We start from the raw sequence: 13,201 nt of genomic DNA on the forward strand, positions 1-13,201 counted from the left end.
GATGATAAATACCCGCATTAAGATCGAAAACCTTTACAAACATTTTGGCGAGGGTGATAATCGTAGCGACATTATTAAGGGCGCCAATTTTTCGGTTGATCAAGGTGAGTTGGTGGCTTTGGTTGCCCCCAGTGGCGCAGGTAAAAGCACCCTTTTGATGATGATTGGCTGCGTGCTTGAACCCAGCAGCGGTCAAATTTGGCTGGGCGAAGAAAAGGTGTTTGACAACCGCTGGCTCACACGCAACACCCGCGCCATTCGCCGCGAAAAAATTGGCTTTATTTTTCAAGCGCACTATCTCATCCCCTTTTTAAATGTGTTGGACAATGTGCGCCTGCTGCCACTTAATAATCATGAAGATGAGGCCATCGTTACCCAAAGAAGCATCGACCTTCTCAACTATTTAGGGCTGGGCGACAAACTACACGCCCAATCCAGCGATTTGTCGGGTGGGCAAAACCAACGAGTGGCCATTGCCCGGGCGCTCGCAAACCAACCACAAATCATTTTGGCCGACGAACCTACTGCCGCCCTAGATTTTGAACGCGCCCTCAGTGTAGTGCAACTGTTAAAACAACTGGCCAAAGAACAAGCCGTGGCGATTATTATGGTCACCCACGATGACCGCCTGCTGCCTTATTGCGATAGAGTGCTCAAAATTGTAGACGGTTTGGTAGAATCGCATGCAAACCTATCCCTTGCCTGACCGTTAATGCGAGCGCCGTTAACTCGTGCAAAGGCCTCAATCAATAGCTTTGATTTTAGAGAGTGTGATGAGAAAGGTTTTTACCATTGCATCAAGTTTACATTTTTGGTTTGATGGGGGTGTTTTTGATGTTTACAAACAAAAACGGCCAAGTCCATTGGTCTTGCGCTCGATGGACTTGGCCGTTGCGGGCAGGGCTTATGTACGATTATTTATCCGCAATGCGCTCTTGCATTTTGGTGCGCATTGCTGGGTACACTTCTTTGATTAATTTAGTGTATTGCTCTTCGGTTAAGAGCTTTTTCATAAACTGGTGGCAGGCCATTTTGCCTTCCATGATTTTAGCGCGCAACTCAGCAATTTCGGCGTGACGTACTTTCATTGCGGCTAAGTCTTCACCGGCTAAAGCAGCGTCGTGTGCAGCGGCTTCTAGTTTAATGATTTTTTCGATGACCATTTTGCCCTTAGCGGCTTTGTCATCTCTAAACGCAGTCAATTTAGTGCACTGTTCAGCGGTTAAGCTCAGTGCTTCTTGGTTCATCATTACGACTGGAATAAAGTTTGGCATGTAGTTGCTGTGAAGGTTGGCGCGAATCGATTCAATTTTAGGCTGAACTTTTTCACACGTTGCACCAGCTTCAGCAGCATGGCTGATAGCGGGAGAGAGCGTTAAGCTTGTTAAGGCGGCAACTAATAATATTTTATGCATGATTTTATCCTTATAAATTATATGGTTAATGAGTGGTTTTTATTCACTCTTGGTAAACATACTAGCATAAAATTCGTCATCATCAAATAAACTTATATTGGCATTTAATTAACTTGGTGTATTTATACCAGGCCTGGTGAGGTTTATTTGTTTAAGCTTATTAAGATTTTGGTGGTTGTGTCGATACGTTATAAACACAGGGTTTATAACGCGGTTTGGTTATTTGAGATGCGATGTAAGGGCATTTGTAAATGATGGTTTAGAGTAGGAGGCTTAAATGAAAAGCACCAAGCCAGTTTCACCAGCGGTAAAGTATTTTTTACCCAATTAGAAAAGCGTTCGGATGAGCTTATGCTCGATTCGGCACATCAAAAAGAGCGCCTTCAAGAGGTGCCATTTGACGATGTTGAAGTTTTTTTGCGCCAGATTATGACGCAAAACATTTTTATTCACACGGTGGGTGTTAACGGCAAGCACGAGTCAACCATTTTGGCCAAGGCAGTTTTTAGCATGAATAAGGTGGTGCGACTTTATTACAGCACCAGTTTTGACGAAACCCAATCGGGATTTATTAGAATTAGACCCGACGTAGAGCAACAATTAATTGTGGTGGAGCGCTTGCACGGTTACCGCAGCACGCCAGAGATTTTGTACGCCAGTCACGAGCAAGCACACGTTATTAGGTATGTGGTGCGTTGGTTGTTGCGGCGTATAGATTGGAGCAAAACTAAGTTGACTAATTTGGATTTGTATAAGCGTTATATAGAACAAGAGCAAGAAGAGTATTTAGCAAAAATAGCTCAAGAAGAGTTGGCGCGCCAGGAGGCCGAAGTGGCCCAAGTGATAAAAAAACACGCCAAACAACTGCCAAAAAGAATCGTAGCGCCGCATCTGTAACAACGGTTTTAACGTTGATTAATGCGTGCGATTCACCGCCAAATCGGCCAAGGCCAATAAAGCGGTTTTAATGGGGCTGGGTTGTAAATCGTTTAAAGCCTGCTTAGACAATGTGGCTTCGTGTTGGGCGCGTTGCAAGGTGAACGCAATTGCACCAGAGCGTTTAATAATATCGGTAACTTCACTTAATAGCGCAACCCCTTCAGTTTCAATGGCGCGACGCACAATGGCTTTGTCTTCGGCGCTGCCGTTTTCGAGCACAAAAATAATGGGTAAAGTAGGCTTGCCTTCGGCTAAGTCATCACCAATATTTTTGCCTAACTCTTCTTCGTTGGCGGTGTAATCTAAGGCGTCGTCCACTAATTGAAACGCCGCGCCTAAATGGCGACCATAGTCTATAAATGCCGATTCTAGTTGTGGCTGATTAGCCAGAATAGGCCCCATTTGGGTAGCCGCTTCAAACAGCTTGGCGGTTTTGCGGTGAATCACTTCCATGTAGCGCGCCTGAGTGGTGTCGGCATCGTGGCAATTAAGCAGTTGCAAGACTTCCCCTTCGGCAATCACGTTAGTGGCTTGCGACATCACTTGCATAATGCGCAATAGACCTGGTTCAACCATCATTTCGAACGAACGTGAATACAAAAAGTCACCCACCAGTACGCTGGCAGCATTGCCCCAGACTTCGTTGGCAGTTTTATTGCCACGGCGAGTGTCTGATTCGTCCACCACGTCGTCGTGCAAAAGGGTTGAGGTGTGAATAAACTCGATAACGGCGGCCATAAGAGTATGGTGCGAGCCTTGATAACCGCAGGCGCGCGCGCACAGCAAAACCAATAATGGACGTAAGCGTTTACCGCCACTGTTAATAATGTAGTGGCCAATTTGGTTAATGAGCACCACGTCCGACGACAGACGTTGGAGGATGAGTTGGTCAACAGCGTCAATATCGTCTTGAACTAACGCACGGATTTCAGATAACGTCATAGGCTTTTGGCCAGTTGGCCGACTCATAGATAATGGCAAGGCGGCTATTTTAGTATGAATGCAGGACGCATACTAGGTTTTGGATGGTGTGGATTGGGGTTTTTTATTTAGACACGCAATTATTTACGCTTTTTTGATAAATAATTTTGACCTATTTTTAAAAAGTCTATATAATTTCGCCTTTGCCATTATTGGCTAGTTAACCAGAATTTTTAGAATCCGGGAGAAGTTCCATGTACGCGGTAATCAAAACCGGTGGTAAGCAGTATCGAGTTCGCGAAGGTCAAGTATTACGCATTGAATCTCTGAATGTAGAAGCAGGCGATGCAGTTGAATTTGACGAAGTATTGATGGTGGGTGAAGGCGCTGACATTAAAGTTGGTATGCCTTTTGTTGAAGGTGCAAAAGTTGCAGCAACCGTTGAATCAAACGGTCGTGGCAAAAAAGTAACCATCATCAAGTTCCGTCGTCGTAAGAACAGATCTAAAACTAAGCAAGGCCACCGTCAGAACTATACTGAAGTTAAAATCGGCAAGATTTCAGCTTAATTAATTTGAACGTAAACAGGCGTTGCTTCTGAGTAGGGGGCAGCACTGTTAATAAAAGGACTATACCATGGCTCATAAAAAGGCAGCAGGTAGTACTAGAAACGGTCGTGACTCCAATGCAAAACGTTTAGGTGTTAAAGCGTTTGGTGGTCAAGAAGTTTCAGCGGGTAGCATCATTGTTCGTCAACGTGGAACTAAATTTCACGCGGGTGTAAACGTTGGTCGCGGTAAAGACGATACCTTATTTGCAAAAGCGGCTGGTCAAGTTGCTTTTGTTAAAAAAGGTAAGCCATTACGTACCTTCGTCACAATTGTTTCTGAATAATTCAGGTTCAATTTGAATGAAAACGCCCCGCATTGACGGGGCGTTTTTGTATGCGTTATTCCCATAACCAGGCCTGGTGAGTTTAAAAATCGTTTAAAAACCCTTTAAATAGGTTTTTAATACGGTTAAATACGCATAGGTTTGGGTGGTTTTCTGGCTCGAATGTTTCATGAATTTGTGCTGAGATTGCGCAGAGCATTGGTTTCAAAAGGAAATTTTCGAAGGCGTGCCGTATCCATGATTACGGCCAACTGAGAAAATATTTTTTGTGGAATCAAGGAGCAAGCAAGATCGGTCAATTTTGTGAAATATTCGGGCTAAAGTTAGGGTATTTAATTTGCCCCGTTTCACGTTTTAAACTCAAAAAAAGGAAGTAACATGCAATTTGTAGATGAAGCCCCTATCCGTGTCGAAGCCGGTCGCGGCGGTAACGGCGTGGTTAGTTTTCGCCGTGAAAAATACATTCCTTTTGGTGGGCCAAACGGCGGTGACGGGGGCGATGGCGGCAGTATCTATTTAATTGCCGACCGTAACGTAAATACGTTGGTTGATTTTAGATACATCAAACATTACAGCGCGCAAAATGGCCATTCGGGCATGGGACAGCAAAAGTCGGGTTGCGCGGGTGAAGACTTGGTGATCCGCGTGCCCGTAGGCACCAAAATTACCGATGTGGACGCCGATGAGGTGTTGGGCGATTTGACCGAACACGGTCAAACCCTTTTGGTGGCTCAAGGCGGCCGTCACGGTTTAGGCAATATTCACTTTAAGAGCAGTAAAAACCGTACACCGCGCCAATGCACGTCTGGAGAAGACGGCGACGATCGCAATTTATTGCTTGAGTTGATTGTTTTGGCCGATGTGGGTCTATTGGGTATGCCCAATGCCGGTAAGTCGAGTTTAATCAGTGCCGTTTCGGCGGCACGTCCTAAAGTGGCTAACTATCCGTTTACCACTTTGTACCCCAATTTGGGGGTGGTGCGCGTGTCACCAGAGTCGAGTTTTGTAATTGCCGACATTCCTGGCTTGATTGAAGGCGCGTCCGAAGGCGCTGGTTTAGGCATTCAGTTTTTAAAGCATTTATCGCGTACAGGCTTGTTGCTGCACGTGGTGGACATCGTGCCCGAAGACGCCTCTGACCCGGCACAAAATATTGTAATTATTCAAAAAGAACTCGAAAAATACAGTGACGAGTTATTGGATAAAGAGCGCTGGTTGGTGCTTAATAAAATCGACTTATTGCCAGAAGACGAAGCGCGTGCGCTGTGCGAGCGTATTGTAAGTGACATTAAGTGGCAAGGTCCGGTGTATCAAGTATCAGCCGCACAACGTCAAGGCACGCTTAAATTGGTGCAAGACATTGCCTATGCGTTAGAGCGCAACCGCAAAGTGGACGACGAAGAAGAGCCGATGCGTGCCAGCGTGCCGGTAGATGAAGATTTTGATTTTTAAAGTGCGGGCGGCAAGACAGGATGAATCGTTCACAATTAAAGCAAACTAAACGCTGGGTGGTTAAGCTGGGCAGTGCCCTGTTAACCGACGACGGTCAAGGGTTAAATTTAGACGCGCTTGAGTTATGGGTGGCGCAAATTGTTGAGCTGCAACAACACGGTGTTGAAGTGGTGATTGTCTCTTCGGGTTCGGTGGCCGAAGGCATGCAACGTTTGGGTTGGTCGGCGCGTCCTTCGGCGCTTAACGAGTTACAAGCCGCCGCCGCTGTGGGGCAGATGGGCTTAATTCAGGCCTACGAATCTAAGTTTGCCAAATACGGCATTCGCACCGCACAAATTTTAATGACGCACGACGATTTATCCAATCGCAAACGCTATTTAAACGTTAAAAACACCATTCAAACCTTATTAGAATACCGAGTGGTTCCCATTATTAATGAGAACGACACGGTGGTAACCGACGAAATTCGCTTTGGCGACAACGACACCTTAGCGGCGTTAACCGCCAACTTAATTGCAGCGGATATTTTGGTTATCTTGACCGATCAGCAAGGTTTGTACGACGACAATCCACGTCAAAATCCCAACGCCAAGCTGATTATGGAGGCGCAAGTCAGTCGCAAAGACATTGAGGCGATGGCCAGTCCAGAAGGCGGTGCATTGGGCAAAGGCGGCATGTACACCAAAGTGATGGCCGCTAAGCGCGCGGCGCGTTCGGGTACAGCCACGTTAATTGCTTCGGGACGCGAACCGGCCATTTTGCCCAAATTGTTTTCGGGACAAGCCTTTGGTACGTTGTTAATTCCTGATTTAGAGCCGTTAACTGCACGCCAGCAATGGTTGGCCGGACATTTGCAAGCCAAAGGCACGCTGGTGTTGGACGACGGTGCGGTGGCCATGTTGCAAACCTCGGGTAAAAGTTTATTGCCCATTGGCGTTAAATCGCAAATTGGACAGTTTCAGCGCGGTGAGATGGTGGTGTGCTGTGACTTGCAAGGCCGCGAAGTGGCGCGCGGTTTGGTGAATTATCCCGCCAACGAATCGCAAAAAATCTTAGGTAAATTGAGCTCACAAATTGAAGCCATTTTGGGCTACATAGACGATGAGTCGTTAATTCACCGTGATAATTTAGTGCTGTCTGAATAGCGCGTTTCTATCTTGTAACCAGACCTGGTCAATTCCTACCAGGCCTGGTTAACGTCTTTTATACGCTGTTTTTGCGTCAAAAACCTTGAATATTGTTCTGTATGTCTATATTGAGTTGACTTGAATGCGCAGATGGCTAAAATTGTTAGCACTCTGCTATGACGAGTGCTAAACCCGTCTGGCGTTCCCAAAATTTATTATCCAATTATTTATTTCAATGACTGTTAATAGGAGACACCTGATGAACATTAAACCTTTGCAAGATCGCGTCGTAATTCGCCAAGTTGAAGAGGCTAAAGAGTCCTCTGGCGGTATTTTGTTACCGGGTTCTGCACAACAAAAGCAGACTATTGGCGAAGTGGTTGCGACCGGCCCAGGTAAAGTGGCTGACAATGGCACGATTATTCCAATGACCGTTAAGGTAGGCGATAAAGTTCTTTTTGGCCAATACTCTGGTCAAGAAGTAAAAGACGATGCCGGCAAGCCTTTAATGGTGATGCGTGAAGATGACATTATTGGCATCGTGGGATAAGAATTTTACGCCCCACTTTTTAAGATTGATAGAACTTACTACAACAGAATTAAAGGAAAACCCAACATGGCAAAAGACGTCAGATTCGGAATGGATGCACGCGAAAAAATGGTTGAAGGGATTAACATTCTAGCCGACGCAGTAAAAGTAACCTTAGGGCCAAAAGGCCGTAATGTGGTATTAGAAAAATCGTTTGGCGCACCTTCTGTGACCAAAGACGGTGTTTCTGTGGCGCGTGAAATTGAACTTGAAGACAAGTTTATGAACATGGGCGCACAAATGGTAAAAGAAGTGGCTTCACAAACCAACGATGTGGCCGGTGACGGTACCACAACCGCCACTGTATTAGCGCAAGCCATTGTCCGTGAAGGCATGAAGTCGGTTGCGGCCGGTATGAACCCAATGGATCTTAACCGTGGTATTCACAAAGCGGTTGAAGCGGTCGTTGAGCAAATCAGATTAATGGCACAGCCTTGCACCACCAAAGCGTCTTGGGCGCAAGTAGGTACTATTTCAGCCAACTCCGATTCAAGCATTGGCGCGATGATTGCCGAAGCGATGGAACGCGTGAGCACTGAAGGCGTGATTACAGTTGAAGAAGGTTCTTCATTAACCGACGAGTTGGTGGTAGTGGAAGGGATGGAATTTGACCGTGGTTATTTATCACCGTATTTTGTCACCAACCAAGAAAAAATGGTGGCTGAATTAGACAATCCATACATCTTATTGCACGACAAAAGAATCTCTAACATTCGTGAATTGTTGCCGACACTTGAAGCCGTTTCTAAAGCCGGTCGTTCACTGTTGATTATTGCTGAAGACATAGATGGCGAGGCACTTGCCACTTTAGTTATTAACAACATGCGCGGCATTGTGCGCGTAGCGGCTGTTAAAGCGCCTGGTTTTGGTGAGCGTCGTAAAGCGATGTTACAAGACATTGCCGTATTAACCGGTGGGACATTGATTTCAGAAGAAGTTGGCTTGTCGTTAGAAACCGTAACGTTAGACCTTTTAGGTCAAACTAAAACTGTTTCAGTTGGTAAAGATTCTACTAAGCTAATTGATGGCTTGGGATTAAAAGCTGAAATTGAAGGTCGTTGTGCGCAAATCAAATCACAACTTGAAACCACAACATCTGATTACGACAAAGAAAAACTGCAAGAGCGTTTGGCTAAGTTGTCTGGTGGAGTTGCTGTCCTTAAATTGGGTGCGGCCACTGAGATGGAAATGAAAGAGAAAAAAGATCGTGTTGACGATGCTTTACACGCCACGCGTGCTGCGGTTCAAGAAGGAATTGTACCAGGCGGTGGGGTTGCATTAGTGCGCGCTAAGTCAAGAATTAACGTAGTGGGCGACAATGCCGATCAAAACGTCGGGATTCAAATTGCTCTGCGTGCAATGGAAGAACCAATGCGTCAAATCGCGGCCAACTGTGGTTTAGAAGGTTCTGTGATTGTAAACAAAGTAATGGAAGGCGAAGGCAACTTTGGTTTTGACGCGGCAAAAGAAATTTATTGCGACATGCTAGAAGCGGGTATTATTGACCCAGCTAAAGTAACACGTTCGGCTTTGCAAAATGCCGCATCGGTTGCAGGCTTGGTGTTAACCACTGGCGCGGCCATCGCTGATTTACCGGCTAAAGCCGGCAGTTCATCCGAAGGTGGCATGGGCGGCGGAATGGGCGGAATGATGTAATTTGCTGTTATAGGGTGCAAATCCTATGCGCATTACACACGCACGCTGTGTTTAAAATGTATTTAAGCGTTGTTTAAAAGCTGTTTAAAAGCTGTTTAAATTCTTAAATCCGGCACAAAAAAATCCCGCACTGGTTGCGGGATTTTTTTTGTCTGCGAATGCGTTAATAGAACACTTTGTCCGTTTGCATATGTAGGGTGCCAACCCATGTATTGCACCCGTGCTCAGTTTTTATTCAGTCAAAGCGATTGCATAAGAGCCATCTTTGTCGTGGGTTTCCTGACCCGTAACGGGCGGGTTGAACACGCACACCATGCGCATGCCAACGCCCTTGTTGGCCTTTAAAATGTGAGCATCATGTTCATTAAGTGCATACACTGTGCCTTCACGTATGGGATGCGTTAGGCCATTTTTTTTCTCTACAATCTCACCTTCACCGGCAATACAATACACTGCCTCCAAATGGTTTTTATAGCATAGATGCAATGCTTCACCGGGTTTAATCAAGGTGTCGTGCAACGAAAATCCCATGCCCTCTTTTGCCAGTAATAAACGTCGGCTGTTCCATTGCGCTGACTCCACGTCTGCACTTGTGCCAATAACATCATCGTATAGGTTTTTAACAATCATAAAGAGACTCCTGCTTGAGGTGATTGTGCTTGTAAGCGACGTTTTTCTAATACCTGTGCCGTAGCATGTTCTAAGACATCAAAGCCCTCATTAATTAAGGCTTCGGTGATGATTAAGGGGCCTAAAAACTTAATAACATCGCCGCTTGCGCCGGCGGTTTCAATAACCAAGCCGTCTAAAAAGGCTTGCGCGCAAATCTCGCTGGTAAGACTGGCATCTTTAAATTCGGCACCCCAAATCATGCCATGCCCACGTATTTCACGAATGTGCGGAGCAAAGCTCAACGCTAAATTTTGCATACGCTGTTCAACCAGGCGTGATTTTTCTTTAATTTGTTGAGAAAAGGTCTTATCAGACCAGTAGTGATTAATGGCAACCGTTGCAGCCACAAAGGCCAAATTATTGCCTCTAAAAGTCCCTGAGTGTTCTCCTGGACACCATTTGTCGAGTTCAGGTTTAAGCAATACCAGCGACATAGGGTGGCCGCCGCCAATCGATTTAGAAAGCGTGATAATGTCGGGTTGAATATTGGCTCTTTCAAAGCTAAAAAAGTCACCAGAACGCCCGTTACCTACTTGAATTTCATCGGCTATTAGCAAAATGTCAAAGTCATCACAAATCTTACGCAGTGCTTGGAGCCATTGCGGGCCGGCGACATTAATGCCCCCTTCGGCCTGGATGGTTTCGAGCACAATCGCAGCAGGCAATTCGGTTCCGCTCGAATCATCGCTTAAAATTTTGTGCAGATAGGCAATCGTGTCTACTTTATCGCCTAAATAATTATGAAAAGGCACCTGGGTTGTGTAGCCAGGCACGCCATAACTTTCATCGTGGTAATAACGGTTGCCGGTAATGCTCAGTGATCCCATTGACATGCCATGAAAACCATTTGTAAATGAGATGACTTGTTTACGCCCCTTAACTTTACGGGCAATTTTTAGAGCGGTTTCAATGGCGTTGGTGCCAGTTGGTCCAACAAATTGCAGTTTGTATTCGAGGTTTCTGGGCTTAAGAATGTGGTTTACAAAACCTTCAATAAACGAACGTTTGGCAATGGTTCCCATATCCAGCGCATGACCAATGCCGTTGTGTTGCAAATATTCAATAACCGCGTCATTGATAAGAGGGTTATTGTGGCCATAATTTAGCGCGCCCGCACCGGCAAAAAAATCAATATAACGTTTACCCGATTCGTCCCATATTTCGGCCATTGTAGAGGTGGCAAAAATGGTTGGAAAAGAACGGATGTAACCGCGAACTTCAGATTCGTATTCGTTAAAAATAGACAATGACATAAGGAGATTCCTTTAAGAAAAGTTACCCAAAAGTGAGGTAACTAACGGTTGATGGGTTGGCGAGGAAAGGATATAAAGCGTTTCGGCTTCATGGGTGTGTTCACCAAAGTGCGAGCGTTCAATAAAAGGCTCGGTGGTTAAATGCAGATTGTGCGCATGAGCCAACCAAGCAAACAAACCCTGCGAAGCCTTGTTGGAATCACTGATGGTGCAAGTTAGTTGGGTAATGCCGGCAAATCGGTTGGTTGCATTGGTTGTATTGCTGACACCAAGTGGTGCTGTACAAAAGAGTTGCTGTAATAGGGCATTAAGCAGAGCTTTAGCTAGCCCTTGGCCGCGCATAGACTGTGCCACAGCAACTTGCCAAACAAACAGGGTTGTTGGGTTGTTGGGTTGAATATAAGCCGAAACAAAGCCAACTACCTGTTTGTTTTTCAATGCCACCATGCACGTATCGGCAAAGTGCGACGCTTGCAGTAAATACAAATAGTGTGAGTTTAAATCCAATGGCGTGCACGATTGAATCAATTGGTAAATGGCCGCGCCATCGTTCAAAACGGGTGGTCTAAAATGAATCTGTGGATGCGTGTTGTGAGTCATGTTCTCCTACAAAAAATTCAGTGAGTGTTTACTAAGATGGAGAGTTTTACGGTGCGGTTCATTGCCTAAAACAGGCAAAAAGCAATATTGATATATGATTGAATGAAGAATCCAAAGGTGTCGCGTAATAAGTTCTTTGAGGGCGTGCCGTTTGAATACATTAGACCAGCCATAATCAAGAAAAGAGGGGCGTTTAAACGCAAGTAACGGGGAATGTTCTACTGCTAAAAAAAAGATAAAAAACCTTTGTGGTTGAGTTGATTCTTTTAAAGCATAACAAAAATAAATTTATTTATCAACATGTTAGCTAATATTCTTGTTATTTAGACTGCTAAAGAGTGGTTTTAAGAAAGGCTTTAAACCCTTTAAAAGCGCCTATAATTAAAGGGTTGGCAGTCATTAAAGCGTGGGTGGTTTGCCGGCTTAATACAAGGCGTAAATAAGACGTGATTGTGTAATTAAATGTGTTTTGATTGGGTGTTTTTTACTAAGCAGTCTTTATAAAAGCAAATATTTTCAGCCGTAAATTGACCAGGCCTGGTCAGTTGACTGTTGAAAATATTGGCACGTATAAGTTCAGGTATTTTAAATAAGGTTTACGGTTTAGCGGGCGCGGCAGGGCTATTAAAAAATAAAATGCCGGTACAAAGGATTGACAAGGCTTTAAGGGCTGGGTATATTATGTACCAATTTGATACATAATTAATCTAATTGTCTTATTCAGAGTGTTAATTTGAGTTAATCCGCTTTAGGTTTTACCGTGGGTTTATTGTTTTTAGCAATTTCAAGTAATTGATTGTACGTTACTTCGTCAATTTTATTGCTCTGATCGGCAAGTAAAATATCGCTTAAAATCGCGTGAAGTTGCTCATGTTTATCAGGAAGCATTTCTTTAGACCCAGAGAATTCTGGTGGGTCTAAAAAGCTATGGTCAATGTCTAACCAAAACTCAGAAATGCAAAAGCAGCGTTCAATATGTCTAGCCAGCCTTTCACCAATGTTTCGAGTAGGGTTTTTGCCCACAAAACGACTGACTTGCGTTGGGCTTCGTTCAATTTGGCGAGCAAACTCCATCATAGAGCCTGCATGTTCAACCAACAAAACACAGCTTTGTCGGCGAATTTCGTGAATGTTTTTCATATTTAGTGCAATATTAAAGAGAGACGTTTGAAATTACATCTGCAGGTGGTGAATTAAGTGATAAATGACCTTATAGAAATTGCCTATACCAGTAGAACGGTTAAAGCATTACCGTTGGAACAATTAAATTGTATTCTTAAAGAGGCACGTGAATTTAACGTAGCTAATAATATTACCGGATTATTGTTATATAAAGATGGCTCGTTTTTTCAAGTGATTGAAGGCACGGCTCAAACAGTTGAAATATTATATCAGAATATTCAACGCGATTTACGCCACAAAAATGTACGAACGTTGTATCAAAAACCGTTAATGGTCAGAAACTTTACAGATTGGGCGATGCTGTTTCATGATATTTCGAGTTTTGAGGCCGACGGGATTACGCCTGTTGTGAATAATATGCATGGTTACTTACCATTCGATTGTCCTGAAACGTCGTTAGATCAATGGGTCAAACCCAGCGTTGCACGAGTGCTGATTGAAGCATTTAGGCATCACGCTTAACGATGTGTTGCCCCAATGACTTTGATGGCAGAGTGGTTT

Annotated in this window: 15 protein-coding genes; 9 read left to right on the forward strand and 6 right to left on the reverse strand. The window is 44.5% G+C overall.

The window, feature by feature from the left end:
- Position 1: 1 nt before the first annotated feature.
- Positions 2-706, forward strand: coding sequence for an ABC transporter ATP-binding protein (locus EP181_RS01685; RefSeq protein ID WP_127470120.1), 705 nt, complete (start codon positions 2-4; stop codon positions 704-706).
- Between the two features lie 208 nt (positions 707-914).
- Here EP181_RS01685 and EP181_RS01690 read toward each other — a convergent pair whose 3' ends face one another.
- A complete protein-coding gene (locus EP181_RS01690) occupies positions 915-1,415 on the reverse strand; it encodes a hypothetical protein (protein ID WP_127470121.1) in 501 nt (166 codons plus the stop codon).
- Between the two features lie 351 nt (positions 1,416-1,766).
- On the opposite strand from EP181_RS01690, the gene EP181_RS01695 reads away from it, so the two are divergent.
- On the forward strand, positions 1,767-2,312 hold the full coding sequence (locus tag EP181_RS01695; RefSeq protein WP_194073979.1) for a hypothetical protein: 546 nt from the start codon (positions 1,767-1,769) through the stop codon (positions 2,310-2,312).
- Positions 2,313-2,330: 18 nt separating this feature from the next.
- On the opposite strand, the gene EP181_RS01700 is transcribed toward EP181_RS01695, so the two are convergent.
- On the reverse strand, positions 2,331-3,296 hold the full coding sequence (locus EP181_RS01700) for a polyprenyl synthetase family protein (RefSeq protein ID WP_127471727.1): 966 nt from the start codon (positions 3,294-3,296) through the stop codon (positions 2,331-2,333).
- 233 nt (positions 3,297-3,529) lie between these two features.
- Here EP181_RS01700 and rplU point away from each other — a divergent pair, with 233 nt between their 5' ends.
- The 6 genes from rplU to groL all read left to right on the forward strand — a co-directional run bounded on the left by rplU (position 3,530) and on the right by groL (position 8,993).
- Entirely contained in the window at positions 3,530-3,844 is a 315-nt protein-coding gene (gene rplU / locus EP181_RS01705; RefSeq protein ID WP_127470122.1) for a 50S ribosomal protein L21, read from the forward strand.
- Positions 3,845-3,911: 67 nt separating this feature from the next.
- Positions 3,912-4,169: a 50S ribosomal protein L27 gene (gene rpmA, locus EP181_RS01710; RefSeq protein WP_127470123.1), complete on the forward strand. Its 258-nt coding sequence runs from the start codon at positions 3,912-3,914 to the stop codon at positions 4,167-4,169.
- 378 nt (positions 4,170-4,547) lie between these two features.
- Complete coding sequence (gene cgtA, locus EP181_RS01715) at positions 4,548-5,621, forward strand: Obg family GTPase CgtA (protein WP_127470124.1); 1,074 nt, start codon at positions 4,548-4,550, stop codon at positions 5,619-5,621.
- A gap of 20 nt (positions 5,622-5,641) precedes the next feature.
- Complete coding sequence (gene proB / locus EP181_RS01720) at positions 5,642-6,766, forward strand: glutamate 5-kinase (protein ID WP_127470125.1); 1,125 nt, start codon at positions 5,642-5,644, stop codon at positions 6,764-6,766.
- 241 nt (positions 6,767-7,007) lie between these two features.
- The gene (locus EP181_RS01725; protein ID WP_127470126.1) at positions 7,008-7,298 is read left to right on the forward strand and encodes a co-chaperone GroES; all 291 of its coding nucleotides are present in this window, start codon (positions 7,008-7,010) and stop codon (positions 7,296-7,298) included.
- 66 nt (positions 7,299-7,364) lie between these two features.
- Positions 7,365-8,993 carry a chaperonin GroEL gene (gene groL / locus EP181_RS01730; protein ID WP_127470127.1) on the forward strand — a complete coding sequence of 543 codons (1,629 nt, stop codon included), beginning with the start codon at positions 7,365-7,367 and terminating at the stop codon, positions 8,991-8,993.
- 231 nt (positions 8,994-9,224) lie between these two features.
- Here groL and EP181_RS01735 read toward each other — a convergent pair whose 3' ends face one another.
- The 4 genes from EP181_RS01735 to EP181_RS01750 all read right to left on the reverse strand — a co-directional run bounded on the left by EP181_RS01735 (position 9,225) and on the right by EP181_RS01750 (position 12,658).
- On the reverse strand, positions 9,225-9,623 hold the full coding sequence (locus tag EP181_RS01735; RefSeq protein WP_127470128.1) for an ectoine synthase: 399 nt from the start codon (positions 9,621-9,623) through the stop codon (positions 9,225-9,227).
- Positions 9,620-10,918: a diaminobutyrate--2-oxoglutarate transaminase gene (gene ectB, locus EP181_RS01740; protein WP_172959659.1), complete on the reverse strand. Its 1,299-nt coding sequence runs from the start codon at positions 10,916-10,918 to the stop codon at positions 9,620-9,622. Before ectB ends, EP181_RS01735 begins: the two co-directional genes overlap by 4 nt.
- A 12-nt stretch (positions 10,919-10,930) precedes the next feature.
- A complete protein-coding gene (gene ectA, locus EP181_RS01745; RefSeq protein WP_127470129.1) occupies positions 10,931-11,518 on the reverse strand; it encodes a diaminobutyrate acetyltransferase in 588 nt (195 codons plus the stop codon).
- A 738-nt stretch (positions 11,519-12,256) separates the two neighbouring features.
- Entirely contained in the window at positions 12,257-12,658 is a 402-nt protein-coding gene (locus tag EP181_RS01750; RefSeq protein WP_127470130.1) for a hypothetical protein, read from the reverse strand.
- 57 nt (positions 12,659-12,715) lie between these two features.
- On the opposite strand from EP181_RS01750, the gene EP181_RS01755 reads away from it, so the two are divergent.
- Positions 12,716-13,162, forward strand: coding sequence for a BLUF domain-containing protein (locus EP181_RS01755; protein ID WP_127470131.1), 447 nt, complete (start codon positions 12,716-12,718; stop codon positions 13,160-13,162).
- Positions 13,163-13,201: the final 39 nt, after the last annotated feature.

Origin of the sequence: Thiomicrorhabdus aquaedulcis, from assembly GCF_004001325.1 — a bacterium.
GTDB lineage: Bacteria > Pseudomonadota > Gammaproteobacteria > Thiomicrospirales > Thiomicrospiraceae > Thiomicrorhabdus > Thiomicrorhabdus aquaedulcis.